The following is a 17,516-nucleotide window of genomic DNA, read 5'->3' as shown; positions in this document are numbered from 1 at the left end:
GGTGGAGGACATGCGTATGCGTACGAGCCGAATATCCCCGCGCTCCCCCCGCTCACCCCGCTCCCCCAGCCCACCCCGCTCCCCCAGTTCACCCCGCTCGCCCCGCTTCCCGCGTTCCGGCCTGTTCATCGCCGCTGTTGCCGCGCCGCTCGCCCTCGTCGCGAGTCCCGCCCTCGCGGCGTCCGGCCCCCTGGTCGTACCCACCCAGATCAATGTCACCGCGACCGGTACGACGGTCCAGGTCACCACCACCTCCTGCCCCAGCGGCGGCAAGGCCTCGCTGATGGGCAACGGGAGCGCCAGCTTCGCCGGCGGCGAGCAGGTGGACCTCGCGGGCGGCGGCACCAGCAAGAGCGCCTCGTGGCAGGGCGTCAGCCCCGGCAGCTACACCGTGGCCGTGATCTGCACGGGCGGCGCGTCCGCCGGAGCCAAGCGGGTCACCGTGAGTTCCCCGACCCCGACCACCAGCCCGACCGCCAGCCCCACCTCTCCGAGCGGCCAGGTCAGAGGCGGTCTCGGCGGTGGCGCACCGGAGGACACCGCGGTGCGGATCGCCGGAGGTGCGGCGCTCGCGCTGACCGCGGGACTCGGTGGGGCGTGGCTGATCCGCCGGCGCCGCAGTCGTGGGGGCCACAGTTGAACGGCGTCCGCGGCGGTCGCGGGGGCCACAGCTGAACGGCGTCCGCCGCGTTCGCGGCAGCCCCAGCTGAACGGCGGCGTCCGCCGCTGTCGCGCCGGACCTGCCCCGCGCAAGCGGCGGTCCCCCGAGCCGCGCGAAAGCGGCGGGCACCAGCCCCGCGCACCTCCTCTCCGCCCCCTCCCCCCCCACAGCCCGCCGTCCACCTCTCAGTTACGGATGTGAGCCCGTGGTCTCCTCGTACAGCCCCCTGCCCCGTGTCAAGGCTCCGCTCGCGGGGCTCACCACGCTCGGTGTGCTGGTCGGTGCCTGGCTGATGGCCGACGGTGTGCGGGCGCAGGCGCAGCCGCCGCGGCCGCCCTCCGCGGCGGCGAGCGCGGACGCGGCCGGCGGCACGATCGAGGCGCTGCCGGTGTCCCGGCCGGTGCGGATCAGGATCCCGGCGATCCATGTGGAGGCGCCGCTGATCGCCCTCGGGCTCCTCCCGGACGGCACCCTCGATGTGCCGCCGGGGAATCTGCCGCAGGTGGCGGGCTGGTTCCAGGACGGTACGACGCCGGGTTCGGCGGGCACGGCCGTCACGGCGGGCCACCTCGACTCGGCGACCGGGCCCGCCGTCTTCTACGACCTGGGCGCGCTGCGGGCCGGCCACACGGTGGAGGTGGACCGGGAGGACGGCAGTACCGCGGTGTTCACCGTCGACCGGGTGGAGCTGGTGCCGGGCGACGCGTTCCCGGACGCGCGGGTGTACGGGCAGTCCGACCGGCCCGAGCTGCGGGTGATCACCTGCGGCGGCGCGTACTCCCAGTCCACCGGCACCTACCAGGGCAACACCGTCGTCTACGCCCGCCTGACCGGCGTCAAATAGCCGGCCGGGAGCCCTCGCTCACGCGGCAGGGTGTGCAGCAGGATCTGGGTGCCGTAACCGCCCCCACAGCCCCCACAGCCCCCACAGCCTGTACTACTTCCACCTCCCCCGGCAGCGGCCTCAGGACTCATAGAGGACCTCGATCTGCTGCTCGTACGCGCGCGCCACCGCGTGCCGTTTGATCTTCAGCGAGGGCGTGAGCAGGCCGTTGTCCTCGGTGAACTCGCCCTCCACGACGGCGAACTTACGGATGGACTCGGCCCGCGAGACGGCCTCGTTGGCGTAGTCCACCGCCTTCTGGACCTCGGCGAGCATCCGCGGGTCCTTGATCACCTCGGACATGGGGGTGTCCCTGGGCGCCTTGCGGACGGCCAGCCAGTGTTCGACGGCGTCGGGTTCGAGGGTGATGACGGCGCCGACGAAGGGGCGATTGTCGCCGACGACGATGCACTGGCCGATGGGCGGGCGGCTGCGGAGGCGGTCCTCCAGGACGGCGGGTGAGACGTTCTTGCCGCCGCTGGTGACGAGGATGTCCTTCTTGCGGCCGGTGATCCGCAGATAGCCGTCGTCGTCGAGCGCCCCGAGGTCCCCGGTCGCGAACCAGCCGCCGTCCAGGACCTGTTCGGTGGCGTCGGGGTTGTTCCAGTACGAGCCGAAGACGATGGGGCCCTTGATCAGCACCTCCCCGTCGTCGGCGATGCGTACCGAGGTGCCGGGGACGGGCAGGCCGACGGTGCCGGGGCGTGGGCCGAGCGGCGGGATGATCGTGGCCGCGGCGGTGGTCTCGGTCAGGCCGTAGCCCTCGTACACGATGATTCCGGCGGCGTAGAAGAAGAGGTTGAGGCGGCGGTCGAGGGGGGAGCCGCCGCTGATGGCGTAGCGCAGCCTGCCGCCGATCTCCTGGCGGACGCGGCGGTAGACGAGCAGGTCGTACAGCGCCCAGGCGAGGTAGAGGCCGAGCGAGGGGCCCTTGCCCCGGTCGAGGAACTTGTCGAGGTAGGCCTCGCCGAAGCGGACGGCGATCCGGTCGGCGCGCTCGAAGGAGGAGCCGCGGCCGATCTTCTCGGCGGTGGCGCGGCCGGTGTCGTGGATCTTCTCGAAGAGGTACGGGACGCCGACGACGAAGGTGGGCCTGAACGAGCGCAGTTCGGGGCGGAGTTCATCGGGCTTGATGCTCGGGCAGTGGCCGACCTCGATCCGCGCGAGCATGCAGGCGACCTGGATGACCCGGCCGAGGATGTGCGCGAGCGGCAGGAAGAGGAGAGTCGTGGCGACCTGGCCTGTGACCTCCTTGAAGATCGGGTGCAGGAGCTCGACGGTACTGGCGGCCTCGGCGTGCAGATTGCCGTGGGTGAGGACGCAGCCCTTGGGGCGGCCGGTGGTGCCGGAGGTGTAGCAGACGGTCGCGATGGTGTCCGGGGTGAGCGCGGCCCGGCGCTTGTCCGCCTCCGCGTCGTCGACGTCCCGGCCGAGGCGGGCGAGTTCGAGGATCGCGCCGGAGTCCAGCTCCCACAACCTGGGCTGATCACCCATCGACACACCCATCGACGCACAGGCGGCCCGTACCGTACGGGCGTTCTCCTCGGTCTCGGCGATGACGAAGCGAGCCCCTGAGTCCTCGACGATCCACGCGATCTGCTCGGCGGACGAGGTGGCGTAGACCGGTACGGTCTGGCCGCCGGCCGCCCAGATCGCGAAGTCGAGCACGGCCCACTCGTAGCGCGTACGGGACATCAGGGCGACGCGGCCGCCCGGTTCGAGGCCCGCCGCGATCAACCCCTTGGCGGCGGCGGTGACTTCGCGGGCGAAGGCCGACGCCGTCACGGGACGCCAGGTGCCGGCCTCCTTGCGGCGCAGGACCACCGCGTCGGGCGCCTCGGCGGCGTTGGTGAAGGGGATGTCGGCGGTCGTGCCGGTGGCGGAGGCGGTGTCGAAGGCGGCGGTGCGCACCTCGCGGACGACGCCGTCCTCCCTGATCAGCTCCGTATGGACGCGAGCCGCGAGGTCGCTGCGCTGCTTCGCCCGTTTCAGATCCTTGCGTACGCCCATGGTCGGCTCCGTTGTCGGCGTGCGTGCGGTGCTGTTCGCTTCCGTGCCGTGCTGCGGTGCAAGTTCTTTACGTGTTCGTCAACTTACCGATGCGTAAGCAGAAATCAATGGGGCTGGCGGATGTCTGACTTCCGAGTAAGCTTACTCGCGAGTAAGGATTGTGTTCAGTGATGAGCGAGGAGGCTGGAGGCTTCCATGGCGAGCAGCGGGAACCCGAACAACCTTGACAATCTGGCGGAGTTGGACTTCGCGGGCGTATCGCCCGAGGAGTTCGCGGAGATCGTGAAGGGCCTGTCCGGCAAGCAGATCAACGAGATCGCGCGGGACCAGCCCTTGCGCGCCCGGGTGCTCGCCGAGGTGTTCGGCCGCATGGGCCGGCAGTTCAAGCCGGAGACGGCGGGCAGCCTGGAGGCGCTGATCCGCTGGAAGGTGGGCGGCGGCGACAGCGAGGCGGTCTACGAGACCCGGATCGCGGACGGCACCTGCACGGTCACCGAGGGCCGCTCGGACGCGGAGCCGCGCGTCACGCTCGTACTGGGCGACGCCGAGTTCCTGAAGCTGGTGTCTGGCAACGCCAACCCGGTCACGATGTTCATGACCCGCAAGCTCAGGATCGCGGGCGATGTCGCGCTCGCCGCCGGGCTCACCCGCTACTTCGACATCCCGAAGGCGTGAGGCCCGTGTGGCCGGTTCCTCCCTCGGACTGACCGAGGAACAGCAGGACCTGAAGGACTGGGTGCACGGCTTCGCCGGATTCGAGTCCCTGGCCGACCTGTTCGGCGACCCCAGCGGCATCTCGCTGCAGATCGCCAACGAGGAGCTGTTCTGGGGCGACGCGGGCATCGGCATGGCGCTGTCCGGCACCTCGCTCGCGGTCGCCGGGATCTTCTCGTCCGGTACGCCGGACCAGTTGGCCATTGAGGTCTCCCCTGCTCGAACGTAGTGGAGAACTTGGGGAAGGGTCCCGCCTGGATCACCAACGGCGGCATCGCGAACGTGCATGTCGTCGTCGCCTCCGTCGACCCGGAGCTCGGGGCCCGCGGCCAGGCCGCGTTCATCGTGCCGCCCCGCTCGCCCGCGTACGGGAAGGCTCCGCCGGGGCCAAGTCGCAGGCCGCGACGGCCACGTTCGAGGTGAGCCGCCCCACGGTCGGCGCGGCAGGCGCTCGGCATCGCGCGCGCCGCGTACGAGTACGGCCTCGACTACGCCGGGGAGCGCGAGGCGTACGGGCGGCCCATCAGGCGCCCTGGGCGTGGCTCGATGCCCAGGGGCTCCGCCCCCGGACCCCCGTTTCGCCCTGCGGGCTCGTCCTCAAACGCCGGACGGGCTGATTCTGTGACCGATCCGCAACTCTGACGGCCGGTCCGATACGCCCCCTTCCGCGTCACAGTCACAGGAACTGGACGACTGAAGGGGGCGGCCGGACATGGCTCGTGGGGATGGCTGGGTGCGCAAGGGGGTGGTGGGGCTCGCCCTCGGGGGTGTGCTGCTCACCGGGTGCTCGGGCGGGGGCACGAACAGCGCGTCGGACTCCGGCGCGGCCAAGCGGCCGGGCGGATCGGGTGAGGCGCTGCCCGCTCCCGCCGCGTCCGAACGGCCCGACGGACAGCGGGAGTCGGACGAGGGGCGGGAGTTCGTGCCACCGCCGGACTACCTCTCCACGTTCGCCCTGGACGTGGACACCGCCTCGTACGGCTATGCGCGGCGCACCCTCGGCGAGGGGCGGCTGCCCGACCCGTCGACCGTGCGGCCCGAGGAGTTCGTCAACAGCTTCCGGCAGGACTATCCGCAGCCGAAGGGCAACGGCATCTCCGTGAACGTCGACGGCGCGAAGGCGCCCGGCGCCGCGGGCGACGACTGGTCGCTGCTGCGGGTCGGGCTCGCCACCAAGTCCGCGGACGCGGCGAAGCGGCCGCCCGCGGCGCTCACGTTCGTCATCGACATCTCCGGCTCCATGGCCGAGCCCGGCCGGCTCGACCTGGTCAAGGAGTCGCTCGGCATCATGACGGACCGGCTGCGCGCCGACGACTCCGTGGCGATCGTGACGTTCAGCGACGAGGCCGAGACCGTACTGCCGATGACCCGCCTCGCCGAGGACGCCGACCGCGACCGGGTGCACGCGGCGGTCGACGGCCTGGAGCCCACCGACTCCACCAACCTGGAGGCGGGCATCCGCACCGGCTACGACACCGCCGTCGAGGGCCGCACGAAGGGCGCCACCAACCGGGTCGTGCTGCTCTCCGACGCGCTCGCCAACACCGGTGCGACCAGCGCCGACACCATCCTGGAGCGGATCTCCGAGGCCCGCCGCGAGCACGGCATCACGCTCTTCGGCGTCGGGGTCGGCAGCGACTACGGCGACGCGCTGATGGAGCGACTCGCGGACAAGGGCGACGGTCACACCACGTACGTCTCGGATCCCGCCGAGGCCCGCAAGGTGTTCAGCGACGACCTGCCCGCGCACATCGAGCTGCGCGCCCGGGACGCCAAGGCGCAGGTCGCGTTCGACCCGAAGACCGTCGACAAGTTCCGGCTGATCGGCTACGACAACCGGCAGGTCGCCGACGAGGACTTCCGCGACGACCGGGTCGACGGCGGCGAGGTCGGCCCCGGCCACTCGGTGACGGCGCTCTATGCGGTACGGCTGAAGGAGGGCGCGGGGTCCGGCGACGGGCATGTGGCGACGGCACATGTGCGCTGGCAGGACCCCAAGTCCCGTACGCCACACGAGCGTTCACAGAAGATCAGCGCCGAGCAGCTCGGGCGGCCGCTGTGGGACGGAGCGGACCGGGGCTTCCAGGTGAGCGCGGTCGCGGCGTACTTCGCGGACGCGCTGCGGGCGGCTTCGTATCGGCCTGAGCCGTCCGGGTGCCCTTACGACGACCCGACCGCCTCTTGCCCCGAGCCTGCGCTTGCGGGCTCCGGCTCCGGCTCCGGCTCCGGCTCCGGCTCCGGCTCCGGCTCCGGCTCCGGCTCCGGCTCCGGCGAGGATCGGTTCACGCCGCTGCCCGGGCGGATGTCGCTCGCCGAACTGTCCGAGCACGCCGATCGGTTGGCGGGCGGGTCGGATGATCCGGCGGAGGCGGATGTGCGGCGGCTGGCCACGGCTGTGCGGCAGGCGGCGGAGCTGCGGGGCTAGGGCGGGTCCTTTCCCCTCCCCGCCCCTTCCCGAAAGCCTGCGGCGCTGTCTTTCGGGTGCCGCGCCGTCGTGGCTGGTCGCGCAGTTCCCCGCGCCCCTTTCGGGGCACGAAAGGCCCCTCACCGCCCGCACAGCTTCCCCTCCGCCGCCACCGGATCGTTCGGGAAGCGGAAGGTCGTTCGGGTCCACGCGCCCGTGAGGTTGTCGACGAAACGCCTCGGCGTCAGCGGCGCGCGTGCCGCCGCGCGCAGGTCCGCGAGGGCCGGGCAGCCGAGGGCGCGTCGGGCCGCCGCGACCTTCGACGGGTCGGCCCCGGGCGGGAGTTCGCCCGCGCCCCGGTCCGCGACGATCCACTCCACCGGCAGCTGCTTGTCGTGCCCGACCCGCCCGCCGCGCCGCCGCTCGGAGTGCGCGGCCAGTGGATAGGCCAGGCCGATCCGGTCGAGGGCGGCGCCGGAGAGCGGGACCGCGGTGCCGTTCATGCCGAGGACGTTGTGGACACCGGTGACCGTGGGCGCTCCCCCGGCCACCGACACAGGGCCGAGCAGCAGCCGGAGCGGCGCAGCCGTACGCGCCGACTCCCCGTACGCGGCGTGCCCGTCCGCGCCCGCGAAGGTGTGGTGCACAGGGTGCGGGTCGGCGTTCTGCTGGACGTAGACCCCGCGCTCGTCGGCGATACCGTCCGGCCCGAACCCGCCCTCGTACGGAGTGCGCAGCAAGCCCGCGCAGAGGACGGCCCAGACCGCGGTGGCCGTCGCGGCGAGGGTCCAGGGGCGGGTGGCGGGGACCAGGAAGACCGGGAGCAGCAGCAGGAACAGGCCGGGCAGCAGCATCCGCCCGTGCATGAAGTCACCGCCGACCTTGATCACGTACACCCAGCAGAGCAGGCCCGCGACGACCGGCGCGAGGGTGGGGATCAGGGGTGTGCGGGGTCCGGCGGCGCGGGCGGGGAGCAGCGCGGCGAGGATGAACAGGGCGGGCAGCCAGAGCAGATACGGGCCCGTGAGATCGGCGAGGTAGCCGAGGCCGCGGGCCCACAAGCTCCGCGAGGCCTCCTTGGTGACTCCGGGCAGCGGCACGAGGTGGCCGTAGTAGCCCGCGCGGAACACCTCGTACGCGACCGGGGCGGCGAGGGCCGCGCCGAGTCCGGCGAGGGTGCGGCGGGGGCCGGGCCGTACGGTCAGCCACTGGGCGGCGAGGAACACGGCCGAGACCAGGCCGAGTTCGGGGCGGACGAGCGGGCCGAGGCCGAGGACCACGCTGGTCCAGGGGGTGGTGGGCGCCGTGGTCAGGAGCAGCCAGGCGCCCGCGAGCCAGCAGGTGGCGAGCCCGGTCTCCAGGCCGGACGTGGCGAAGTCCCAGACGGGCGGCAACGCGAGCAGCGTGAGCGCGCCGAGCGGCAGGGCGCGGGACGTCCCGTACCGGCTGCCGTACTGGTGGCCGTACAAGTGGCCGTACAGGCGCAGGCAGCCGAGGCCCGCGAGGGCGAACCCGGCGGCGGTGAGCAGCAGTCCGCCGTACACCGCGGCGGTGGCGATGTCCCAGCCGGGCAGTCCCGCGGCGGCGAGCAGCCACTGCCAGAGCGTGCCGGTGGACGCCTCGGCGCGTTCGCCCGGGTTGAACACGGGTCCGTTGCCCACGAGGATCTGCCGGACCGTGCGGACGTAGATATGACCGTCGTCGGACATCCAGCGGCGCTGGTACCCGGCGACGAGGATCGCGAGGGCGGGGGCGAGCGCGGGCAGCAGGCGGAGCAGCCGCCGCCCTCGTCGGCGCCGCACCGGGGTCGCCTGCCTGCGGGTGTCCACGAGAGGTGCCGTCGTTGCCATGGCTGCACCCTGACGGCGCGGGCCCTGTGCCGAACCGGGGCACACCGGGAGCGCCCCGGGTCGTACGCCGAACGGGTGGCCCGGCCCGGGCCACCCGTTCGTGGGCTCAGCTCACAATGTCCTTGCGCGCGAAGCCGCGGAAAGCGAGCGCGATCAGGATCACCGCGTACGTCACCGAGACCGCCGTGCCCTGGATCATGCCGCCCCACTCCGGGGTGGGCTGGAGGGCGTCGATCCAGGCGAACTGCCAGTGCGCGGGCAGTACGTCCCGCCAGTCGCCGAGGGCCGTGACCGCGTCCAGGACGTTGCCGACGATGGTCAGGCCGACGGCGCCGCCGACCGCGCCCAGCGGTGCGTCGGTCTTCGTGGAGAGCCAGAACGCGAGCCCCGCGGTGACCAGTTGGGACGCGAAGATGTACGCCACGACCACCAGGAGCCGCAGCGCCGAATCTCCGGCCGCGAGGCCTCCTCCGGTGGGCAGTTCCAGTGGCCCCCAGCCGTACGCGACCGTACCGACCGCTAGCGCGACCAGGGGCATCAGGAGCATCGCGGCGGCGCTCAGGCCGAGCGCGACCGCGAGCTTGCTCCACAGCAGCCGGGCACGCGGCACGGGCGCGGCGAGCAGATAGCGCAGCGAGGACCAGCTGGCCTCGGAGGCGACCGTGTCCCCGCAGAACAGCGCGACGGGCACCACGAGCAGGAACCCGGCCGAGACGAACAGGCAGGTCGCGGCGAAGTTCGCGCCGGACTCGGTGGCGACCTGCATGAGCGTCGCCCCGCGCCGCGCGCTGGCCTCCGGGGTGCCGCCGATGGCGAAGGCGGCGACCAGGATCAGCGGCAGGACCGCGAGGACCGCGCCCATCACCAGGGTGCGGCGGCGGCCGAGCTGGCGGCGCAGCTCCACCCGCAGGGGCAGGGTCCGCCCGGCGCGGTAGCCGGGTGCGGCGTCCACGGCGGCACCCGGGCCCTTGCCGCCGGTCACGGTCGTCGTCCCGCTCATGCCGGTCCTCCGATCAGGGTCAGGAAGGCGTCCTCCAGCCTTCGGTGCGGTCCGACGCTCGTGACCGGGACGTCGAGCCGGACCAGTTCGGCGAGGAGCTCGGCGACCGGGGCGCCGTCGAGCCGGACCAGGACGCCGCCCTCCGCGGCGACGGCCGACTGCACGCCCTCCAGAGCGTCGATCTTCTCGACCAGGACCGGCTCCAACTCCCGCTCCGTGCCGACCAGAAGGGTCTGCCCGGAGCCGACGATCTCGGCGACGGGACCGGCCTGGACGAGCCGACCGCGGTCCATGACGACGAGGTGCGTGCAGGACTGCTCGACCTCGGCGAGGAGATGGCTGGAGACGATGACGGTGCGGCCCTGCGCCGCGTACCGGATCATCACCTCGCGCATCTCGCGGATCTGCGGCGGGTCGAGGCCGTTGGTCGGCTCGTCGAGGATCAGCAGGTCCGGCAGGCCGAGCATGGCCTGGGCGATGGCGAGGCGCTGCCGCATGCCCTGCGAGTAGGTGCGCACCGCGCGGGCGAGGGCGTCGCCGAGCCCGGCGATCTCCAGGGCCTCGTCGATGTGCGCGTCCTCGGCCGGACGGCCCGTCGCCGCCCAGTACAGCGTGAGGTTCTCGCGGCCCGAGAGGTGCGGCAGGAAGCCCGCGCCCTCGACGAACGCGCCGACCCGGGAGAGCACGGGCGCGCCGGGCCGCACGGCGTGCCCGAAGAGCCGGATCTCGCCGCCGTCCGGGGCGATCAGGCCCATCAGCATCCGCAGGGTGGTGGTCTTCCCGGCGCCGTTGGGCCCGAGCAGCCCGAGGACCTGGCCCTTCTCGACGCGGAAGGAGAGGTCGCGTACGGAATAGCTGTCCGACTTGCCGTACTTCTTGCTCAAGTCCGTGATCTGCAGCGGGACTTCGGCGAGCGTCGGGTCCGGAGCCGGTGGGGTCGTGCGGCGACGGGCGGTGAGCAGCAGCCCGCCCGCGAGGGCCAGGGCGCCGAGGGGCAGCCACCAGACCCAGGCGGGCAGCGGGGTGGCCGCGGTGGTGAGCTCGGGCACCACGGGCACGTGCAGGTCGCTCTTCGGCGTCACGGTGTAGGTGGCGGGGGCGGCCGGTGAGGCGTACCCGAGGTCGGTGGAGGAGAGGACGAGGCGCAGCCGGTGGCCGGCCCGGATCTCGTGGTCGATGGCGGGCAGCGTGAGCTCCACGTCCTTGCCGCCCTTGGCGTCCTCGACCCGGATCGGCGCGACGAGCTGGGAGGGCAGGACGCGCTGCCGTCCGTCCGGGCCGACGTCGTAGACCTTGCCGAAGAGGACCGCGTCCTGACGGCTCGATGTGATGTGCAGGTCGACCGTGGGTGTGCCGGTGATGTGCAGGTCCGACTTCTGCGGGGCCGACTCGAAGGCGGCGTGCTGGCCGGGGAAGTCGGTGGAGAGGCCGCCGAGGCCGAGCGAGGACAGCTGGGTGAAGTTCCCGGTGAGGCCGGGGACGTTGGAGATCGCGGGCGGGCTGGCCCCGGCCGGGTTCTCGAACCGCTTGGTGCCGCCGCGCAGGGCGACGTCCCGGCGGCCGTGGTCGAGGCCCGGGTACTCGGCGTCGGTGGCGCCGCGCAGCTGGGTGCGGCCGTCCGTGGAGTCGACGCCGCCGGAGCGGGTGACCCGGAACGGGCTGCCGGTGTCGGCGGACTTGTCGTCCTTCAGATACCGGTCGAACCAGGCGGTGACGCGGGACTCCAGGCGGCTCGCCTCCAGGTCGCCGCCGTCGTGTCCGCCCGCGATCCAGTCGACGGCGACGGGCGCGCCGTTGTCGCCGATGGTTCTGGCCATGGCGTCGGCGTGGGAGAGCGGGAACAGGGAGTCGGTCTGGCCCTGCATGATCAGGGCCGGTACGTCGATCTTGTCGCCGACGGCGGCCGGGCTGCGGGCCTGAAGGAGCTCGCGGGCCTTCTCGTCCGGCTTGCCGCTCTCGGCGACGCGGTTGTACATGGCGCACAGCTGCGGCTCGAAGGCCCGGCAGCCACCGCCGGTGGACAGGAACATTCCGGCCCACAGCTTCTTGAACACGCCGTTCGGGAACAGGGCGTCGGCCAGGTTCCAGTACGTGATCGCGGGGGCGATGGCGTCCACGCGCTCGTCGTGCCCGGCCGTGAGCAGGGAGACCGCGCCGCCGTACGAGGCTCCGGTCATGCCGACCAGCGGGTCGCCCTCGCCCTGCAGCTGGACCTCGGGGCGCTTCGCCAGCCAGTCGATCAGCCGGGAGGCGTCGGCGACCTCGGCCTTCGGGTCGTTGAGGCCGATCTTGCCGCCGGACTTGCCGAAGCCGCGCGCGGACCAGGTCAGCACCGCGTACCCCTCGGCGGCGAGCTTCTCGGCCTGCGCCCTGACGTCGCTCTTGCTGCCGCCGAAGCCGTGCCCGATCAGCACGGCGGGCCGTTTCGTGTCCGCGTCCCCCGCCGTGAAGTACGACGTGTCGACGCGCACTCCGCCGCCCATGGGCAGCGCCCGGTCCTCGCGGTGCACCGCGGGTCCGTCGTCTCCCGCGGCGACGGCCGTGGCCGCGCCGCCCCCGGCGAGCACGGCGACGGCGGCCACCACCGCGAGCAGCCGCCGTCCGCGCAGCCGGGCCCGGAGCCGCCTCGGCCCTGACGTGTCTCGTTGCATGCGTTCCACCGTACGGGCGAGGTCTGACAGCCGGGGCACCCGGCAGGGGGAACCTCGTCACCTCCCCCGGTCGTAGACGGCGGATCCCGCGTACCGCAGCCGTGGTACGAATCCGGTATGCCGACGCCGCACGACATCCGCCGCGCCACCACCGTCGACCAACTCACCGCCGCCGGGCCGCTGTTCGACTCCCCGGCGCGCCCCGAATGGGCCGAGCGCTTCCTGTCCGCCGCCGGTCACCATATGTTCCTCGCGTACGCCGATGACCGGCCGGTCGGCTTCATCACAGGCATCGAGATGCTGCACCCGGACAAGGGCGTCGAGATGTGCCTGTACGAGCTGGGCGTGGCCGAGCCCTACCGGCGCCGCGGGATCGCCCGCGCCCTCATCGCCGCGCTGACCGCCCTCTGCGAGGAGAGGGGCTGCTACGACCTGTGGGTCGGCGTGGACCTGGACAACGCCGGTGCCCTGGCGACGTACCGCGCGACGGGGGCGGTGGGCGCGGGCGGGTGTGCCGTACTGGTGTGGGATTTTGAACGGCGTTCAAGCTGAGGGCGAGAGTCCCTTGCTCCGCGCCTGCGCCTCGGGCTTACTGGAGGCACCGAACAGAGCGCCGCGTTCCGGGAGCGATCCCTGGGTGCGGCCCCATTGCAGGCGGGAAGCTTGCTCACCCTGAAAGGCAGCTTCCCGCACCATGCTGTTCTTCGAGTACGTCCAGATCGCCGCGGCGCTGATGATGATCACGACCTTCGCGCTGCTCTCCACCGGCACCATCCACCCGCGCAAGAGCGTCTACCCGGTCCTGCTGCTCACCGAGTCCTCGGTGATGCTCGCCGGTTCGCTGGTGCTCGGCAAGCAGACCGGGATCATCCTCCTGGAGACGGCGTGGATCGTGATCGCCGCCGCCTCGCTGGCCCGCCGACAGCTGGAGCTGGCCAAGGTCCGCAGCGGCCGCGCCACCGACTCGACCACCACGACCTGCGCCTGCGCCCAGGTCGCGCACTGACGCACACAGGGCACAGCCCCCGGCCACGCACTGTGGTCGGGGGCTGTGCGCCGGTGGTCAGTGGTTGCGCGGGAAGCCCAGGTCGACGCCGGTCGGGGCGTCCGCCGGGTCGGGCCAGCGGGTGGTGACGACCTTGCCGCGGGTGTAGAAGTGCGTGCCGTCGTTGCCGTAGATGTGGTGGTCGCCGAAGAGCGAGTCCTTCCAGCCACCGAAGGAGTGGTAGCCCACGGGCACCGGGATCGGCACGTTCACGCCGACCATGCCGGCCTCGACCTCCAGCTGGAAGCGGCGGGCGGCGCCGCCGTCCCGGGTGAAGATCGCGGTGCCGTTGCCGAACGGCGAGTTGTTGATGAGGGCCAGGCCCTCCTCGTACGTCTCGGTGCGAAGCACGCACAGGACCGGGCCGAAGATCTCGTCCTGGTACGCGTCGGCGGTGACCGGGACGCGGTCGAGCAGGGACAGGCCGATCCAGTGGCCGTTCTCGAAGCCCTCGACCGAGTGGCCGGTGCCGTCGAGGACGACCTCGCAGCCCTGCTCCTTGGCGCCCCGCACATAACCGGCGACCTTGTCGCGGTGGGCGGCGGTGATCAGCGGGCCCATCTCGGACGTCGGGTCGTTGCCCGGGCCGATCTTGATCTTCTCGGCGCGCTCGCGGATCTTGGCGACGAGCTCGTCGGCGATGTCACCGACCGCGACGACCGCGGAGATCGCCATGCAGCGCTCACCGGCCGAGCCGTACGCGGCGGAGACCGCGGCGTCGGCGGCCGCGTCCAGGTCGGCGTCGGGCAGGACCAGCATGTGGTTCTTGGCGCCGCCGAGCGCCTGGACGCGCTTGCCGTTGGCGGAGGCGGTGGTGTGGATGTACTTGGCGATCGGGGTCGAGCCGACGAAGGAGACGGCGGCGACGTCCGGGTGCTCAAGGAGGCGGTCGACGGCGACCTTGTCACCGTGCACGACGTTGAAGACGCCCTCCGGAAGCCCGGCCTCCGCGAGCAGCTCGGCGATCTTCAGGGAGGCCGACGGGTCCTTCTCGCTGGGCTTCAGGATGAAGGTGTTGCCGCACGCGATGGCCAGCGGGAACATCCACATCGGCACCATCGCCGGGAAGTTGAACGGCGTGATGCCCGCGACCACGCCGAGCGGCTGGCGGATCGAGGCCACGTCCACGCGGCTGGACACCTGGGTCGACAGCTCGCCCTTCAGCTGCACGGTGATCCCGCACGCCAGGTCCACGATCTCCAGGCCGCGCGCGACCTCGCCGAGCGCGTCCGAGTGCACCTTGCCGTGCTCGGCGGTGATCAGCTCGGCGATCGCGTCCCGGTTGGCGTCGAGCAGCCCGCGGAACTTGAAAAGGACGGCGGTGCGCTGCGCGAGCGAGGACTGGCCCCAGTCCGCGTAGGCGGCCTTGGCCGCGGCGACCGCGGCGTCCACCTCGGCGAGGGAGGCGAAGTCGACGCGGGTGGTCACCTCGCCGGTCGCCGGATCGGTGACCGGGCCGGAGTTACCCGACGTGCCCTGAACGGTCTTGCCGCCGATCCAGTGGTGAACGGTCTTCGTCATGGCGTACAGCTCCCTTGCGGTTCCTCACGGATGGCGGCGCGCGTGCACACGCCTACAGGTGGCGGCGGCGGAGGCGTGCCTGCCGGTCGTACTCCTCACGTGCCTGGACCGCCGCCGGGCGGCTCGCGGTCTCGGCCACAGGAACATCCCACCACGCCTGCGCGGGCGGCACGCCCGACACAGTGTCGGCCGTTTCCGTCTCCACATAGACACATGTGGGTACGTCGGACACGCGCGCCTCCGCCAGCGCTTCGCGCAGGTCACGCACCGTTTTCGGGCGCAGCACCCGCATCCCGAGCGAGGCCGCGTTCGCCCCGAGGTCCACGGGCAGCGGCGCTCCGGTGTACGAGCCGTCGGGCGCCCGGAACCGGTAGGCGGTGCCGAACCGCTCGGCGCCCACGGACTCGGAGAGCCCGCCAATGGACGCGTACCCGTGGTTCTGCAGGATCACCACCTTGATCGGCAGATGCTCCTGCACGGCCGTGACGATCTCGGTGGGCATCATCAGATACGTGCCGTCGCCGACGAGCGCCCACACCCGCAGGCCCGGGTCGGCCAGCTGCACGCCGAGCGCGGCTGGGATCTCGTAGCCCATGCAGGAGTAGCCGTACTCGACGTGGTACTGGTGCGGGGACCGGGCCCGCCACAGCTTGTGCAGGTCGCCGGGGAGGGAGCCCGCCGCGTTGATCAGTACGTCCCGGTGGTCGACCAGCGCGTCGAGCGCGCCGAGGACCTGCGCCTGGGTGGGGCGGGCGGCGGGTTCGAGGGCGGCGTAGGCAGTGGAGACCTGGTCCTCCCAGGTGACTTTGGCGGCTGTGTACGCGGCTTCGTACGGCAGGTCGACGTGGTGGGCGGGCACCCGCTCGCCGTCTCTGGTCTGCTCGCGCAGCTCGTCGTGCAGGCGCTGCAGGGTGACTCGCGCGTCCCCCACCACCGTGGCGCCGCTCATCTTGTGCGCGTCGAAGCCGGTGATGTTGATGTTCACGAACCGCACGTCCGGGTTCTCGAAGAGCGTCGCCGACGCAGTGCTGAAGTCGGACCACCGCGTCCCCACCCCGACCACCAGGTCCGCCGCGCGGGCCAGCGCGTCCGCGGTGGCCGTCCCGGTGTGGCCGATGCCGCCGACGTCGGCCGGGTGGTCGTGGGGCAGCACGCCCTTGCCCGCCTGGGTCGAGGCGACGGGGATGCCGGTGGCGTCGGCGAGGGCGCGCAGCGCGTGCTCGGCCCCGCTGTGCCGGACGCCGCCCCCGGCGACGATCAGGGGCCTGCGGGCGGCGCGCAACTCCCGTACCGCGTCGGCCAGTTCACGGGGGTCGGGGCTCGGGCGGCGCACGGTCCAGACCCGCTCCTCGAAGAACCGGACCGGCCAGTCGTACGCCTCCACCTGCACGTCCTGCGGCAGCGCGAGCGTGACCGCGCCCGTCTCCGCCGGGTCGGTGAGGACCCGCATCGCCGCGAGCGCGGCCGGGATCAGGGCCTCGGGGCGGGTGACCCGGTCGAACCAGCGGGAGACGGGGCGCAGGCAGTCGTTCACGGACACGTCGCCCGCGTACGGCACTTCGAGCTGCTGCAGGACCGGGTCCGCGGGCCGGGTCGCGAAGGTGTCGCCGGGCAGCAGCAGGACGGGGAGGCGGTTGATGGTGGCGAGAGCGGCGCCGGTGGTGAGGTTGGTGGCACCAGGGCCGATGGACGTGGTGACCGCGTGCGTGGACAGGCGCCGCGACTGCCGGGCGTAGCCGACGGCGGCGTGCACCATGGCCTGCTCGTTGCGGCCCTGGTGGAACGGCATGAGGTCGCCGTACTCGACGAGTGCCTGGCCGATCCCGGCGACGTTGCCGTGCCCGAAGATCCCCCAGGTGGCGCCGATCAGCCGCTGCCGTACGCCGTCGCGTTCGGTGTGCTGGGCGGCGAGGAAGCGGACGAGGGCCTGGGCGACGGTCAGCCGGACGGTGTCCGGCCGGTTCGTGGTGCTCATCGGTAGCCCTCCTGGTGGTCGGGGTGGAAGCAGATGTTCCACTCCCTCTCGGCGCCTGGTCCGGCCATCACGTTGAGGTAGTACATGTCGTGCCCCGGCTGGGCGATGGACGGCCCGTGCCAGCCGTCCGGCACCAGCACCGCGTCACCGCCCCGGACTTCGGCGAGCAGGTCGGTGCCGCCGGGGCGGGACGGGGAGACGCGCTGGTAGCCGAGGCCGTGCGGACCGTCGATCTCGAAGTAGTAGATCTCCTCAAGCTCGGACTCGACGCCGGGCCGGTGCTCGTCGTGCTTGTGCGGCGGGTACGAGGACCAGTTCCCGCCGGGCGTGAGCACCTCGACGGCGATCAGCCGGTCGCACTCGAAGACGCTCGCGGCCGCGAAGTTCCGCACCTGGCGGGCGCACTGTCCGCTGCCGCGCTCCTCGACGGGAACCTCCGGCGCGAGGCCGTGGCGGGCGGGGAGTCGACGCTCGCACTTCGCTCCTGCCAGGGCGAAGCGGCCTCCCGCGCCGGAGGCGATCTGGGCGTGGGCGTCGCGCGGCAGATAACCGAAGTCGCTCGGCCCACTGAACACGCTTTCCCTGCCGGTGAGTTGGAGCAGTTCACCGTCCGTCTGCACCGTACAGCCGCCGCTCAGCGGAAGCACGATCCATTCGCTGTCCCCGGTGCGGAAGGAGTGCGAGCCGTCCGGCCCCAGCTCCAGGATCCGCAGGGCGGCGTACGTCCATCCGGCCCGTTCCGGGTCGATGTCCAGGGCGTACGGGCCGTTCGCGGCGCTGCCCGCCGGTAGATGCATCAGGT

Annotated in this window: 13 protein-coding genes and 1 pseudogene; 7 read left to right on the top strand and 7 right to left on the bottom strand. The window is 72.5% G+C overall.

The genetic code is table 11. From position 1 onward, the window contains the following. Positions 1 to 16 precede the first annotated feature (16 nt). Positions 17 to 640, top strand: a complete 624-nt coding sequence (locus QIT00_RS08260) for a hypothetical protein (RefSeq protein ID WP_282534469.1) — start codon at positions 17 to 19, stop codon at positions 638 to 640. Positions 641 to 866: 226 nt separating this feature from the next. After that, a complete protein-coding gene (locus QIT00_RS08255) occupies positions 867 to 1,505 on the top strand; it encodes a class F sortase (protein WP_282534468.1) in 639 nt (212 codons plus the stop codon). A gap of 120 nt (positions 1,506 to 1,625) precedes the next feature. Here the strand turns inward: QIT00_RS08255 and QIT00_RS08250 are convergent, their stop codons facing one another. Continuing rightward, the gene (locus QIT00_RS08250) at positions 1,626 to 3,554 is read right to left on the bottom strand and encodes an AMP-dependent synthetase/ligase (RefSeq protein WP_282534467.1); all 1,929 of its coding nucleotides are present in this window, start codon (positions 3,552 to 3,554) and stop codon (positions 1,626 to 1,628) included. A 195-nt stretch (positions 3,555 to 3,749) separates the two neighbouring features. On the opposite strand from QIT00_RS08250, the gene QIT00_RS08245 reads away from it, so the two are divergent. The 3 genes and pseudogenes from QIT00_RS08245 to QIT00_RS08235 all read left to right on the top strand — a co-directional run bounded on the left by QIT00_RS08245 (position 3,750) and on the right by QIT00_RS08235 (position 6,693). Beyond that, positions 3,750 to 4,229, top strand: coding sequence for an SCP2 sterol-binding domain-containing protein (locus tag QIT00_RS08245; RefSeq protein WP_282534466.1), 480 nt, complete (start codon positions 3,750 to 3,752; stop codon positions 4,227 to 4,229). Between the two features lie 7 nt (positions 4,230 to 4,236). Next, a pseudogene (locus tag QIT00_RS38725) lies at positions 4,237 to 4,793 on the top strand (acyl-CoA dehydrogenase family protein); the annotation flags it as partial. Between the two features lie 187 nt (positions 4,794 to 4,980). Further along, positions 4,981 to 6,693 (top strand): YfbK domain-containing protein, encoded by a 1,713-nt coding sequence (locus QIT00_RS08235; RefSeq protein WP_282534464.1) that lies wholly within the window; start codon positions 4,981 to 4,983, stop codon positions 6,691 to 6,693. A 119-nt stretch (positions 6,694 to 6,812) separates the two neighbouring features. Here QIT00_RS08235 and QIT00_RS08230 read toward each other — a convergent pair whose 3' ends face one another. The 3 genes from QIT00_RS08230 to QIT00_RS08220 all read right to left on the bottom strand — a co-directional run bounded on the left by QIT00_RS08230 (position 6,813) and on the right by QIT00_RS08220 (position 12,173). Continuing rightward, a complete protein-coding gene (locus QIT00_RS08230) occupies positions 6,813 to 8,522 on the bottom strand; it encodes a hypothetical protein (RefSeq protein ID WP_282534463.1) in 1,710 nt (569 codons plus the stop codon). Between the two features lie 106 nt (positions 8,523 to 8,628). Continuing rightward, a complete protein-coding gene (locus QIT00_RS08225) occupies positions 8,629 to 9,522 on the bottom strand; it encodes an ABC transporter permease (protein ID WP_282534462.1) in 894 nt (297 codons plus the stop codon). Further along, a complete protein-coding gene (locus QIT00_RS08220; RefSeq protein WP_282534461.1) occupies positions 9,519 to 12,173 on the bottom strand; it encodes an alpha/beta fold hydrolase in 2,655 nt (884 codons plus the stop codon). The genes QIT00_RS08225 and QIT00_RS08220 overlap by 4 nt, the downstream gene beginning before the upstream one ends. A 117-nt stretch (positions 12,174 to 12,290) precedes the next feature. Here QIT00_RS08220 and QIT00_RS08215 point away from each other — a divergent pair, with 117 nt between their 5' ends. Both QIT00_RS08215 and QIT00_RS08210 read left to right on the top strand, forming a co-directional pair. Then, entirely contained in the window at positions 12,291 to 12,725 is a 435-nt protein-coding gene (locus QIT00_RS08215; RefSeq protein ID WP_282534460.1) for a GNAT family N-acetyltransferase, read from the top strand. A gap of 142 nt (positions 12,726 to 12,867) precedes the next feature. Next, positions 12,868 to 13,179 (top strand): CBU_0592 family membrane protein, encoded by a 312-nt coding sequence (locus QIT00_RS08210; protein ID WP_282534459.1) that lies wholly within the window; start codon positions 12,868 to 12,870, stop codon positions 13,177 to 13,179. A 57-nt stretch (positions 13,180 to 13,236) separates the two neighbouring features. Here QIT00_RS08210 and mmsA read toward each other — a convergent pair whose 3' ends face one another. Genes mmsA through iolB form a run of 3 tightly spaced genes read right to left on the bottom strand, consistent with a single transcriptional unit; the run spans position 13,237 to position 17,511 of the window. Further along, a complete protein-coding gene (gene mmsA / locus QIT00_RS08205) occupies positions 13,237 to 14,739 on the bottom strand; it encodes a CoA-acylating methylmalonate-semialdehyde dehydrogenase (protein WP_282534458.1) in 1,503 nt (500 codons plus the stop codon). Positions 14,740 to 14,791: 52 nt separating this feature from the next. Further along, the gene (gene iolD / locus QIT00_RS08200; RefSeq protein WP_282534457.1) at positions 14,792 to 16,714 is read right to left on the bottom strand and encodes a 3D-(3,5/4)-trihydroxycyclohexane-1,2-dione acylhydrolase (decyclizing); all 1,923 of its coding nucleotides are present in this window, start codon (positions 16,712 to 16,714) and stop codon (positions 14,792 to 14,794) included. Further along, positions 16,711 to 17,511 (bottom strand): 5-deoxy-glucuronate isomerase, encoded by an 801-nt coding sequence (gene iolB / locus QIT00_RS08195; protein WP_282534456.1) that lies wholly within the window; start codon positions 17,509 to 17,511, stop codon positions 16,711 to 16,713. The genes iolD and iolB overlap by 4 nt, the downstream gene beginning before the upstream one ends. Positions 17,512 to 17,516 lie beyond the last annotated feature (5 nt).

This window comes from Streptomyces luteolus, from assembly GCF_029968015.1.
Taxonomy (GTDB): Bacteria; Actinomycetota; Actinomycetes; order Streptomycetales; family Streptomycetaceae; genus Streptomyces; species Streptomyces luteolus.
The sequence above is the reverse complement of the archived record's forward strand: the minus strand, read 5'-3'. Positions and strand labels throughout refer to the sequence as shown.

Bases quoted from the DNA above. Each gene is read 5' to 3' on its own strand.
- mmsA (WP_282534458.1), bottom strand. From the start codon at position 14,739: ATGACGAAGACCGTTCACCACTGGATCGGCGGCAAGACCGTTCAGGGC.
- iolB (WP_282534456.1), bottom strand. From the start codon at position 17,511: ATGCATCTACCGGCGGGCAGCGCCGCGAACGGCCCGTACGCCCTGGAC.
- QIT00_RS08215 (WP_282534460.1), top strand. From the start codon at position 12,291: ATGCCGACGCCGCACGACATCCGCCGCGCCACCACCGTCGACCAACTC.
- QIT00_RS08220 (WP_282534461.1), bottom strand. From the start codon at position 12,173: ATGCAACGAGACACGTCAGGGCCGAGGCGGCTCCGGGCCCGGCTGCGC.
- iolD (WP_282534457.1), bottom strand. From the start codon at position 16,714: ATGAGCACCACGAACCGGCCGGACACCGTCCGGCTGACCGTCGCCCAG.
- QIT00_RS08250 (WP_282534467.1), bottom strand. From the start codon at position 3,554: ATGGGCGTACGCAAGGATCTGAAACGGGCGAAGCAGCGCAGCGACCTC.
- QIT00_RS08235 (WP_282534464.1), top strand. From the start codon at position 4,981: ATGGCTCGTGGGGATGGCTGGGTGCGCAAGGGGGTGGTGGGGCTCGCC.
- QIT00_RS08230 (WP_282534463.1), bottom strand. From the start codon at position 8,522: ATGGCAACGACGGCACCTCTCGTGGACACCCGCAGGCAGGCGACCCCG.
- QIT00_RS08260 (WP_282534469.1), top strand. From the start codon at position 17: ATGCGTACGAGCCGAATATCCCCGCGCTCCCCCCGCTCACCCCGCTCC.
- QIT00_RS08225 (WP_282534462.1), bottom strand. From the start codon at position 9,522: ATGAGCGGGACGACGACCGTGACCGGCGGCAAGGGCCCGGGTGCCGCC.
- QIT00_RS08245 (WP_282534466.1), top strand. From the start codon at position 3,750: ATGGCGAGCAGCGGGAACCCGAACAACCTTGACAATCTGGCGGAGTTG.
- QIT00_RS08210 (WP_282534459.1), top strand. From the start codon at position 12,868: ATGCTGTTCTTCGAGTACGTCCAGATCGCCGCGGCGCTGATGATGATC.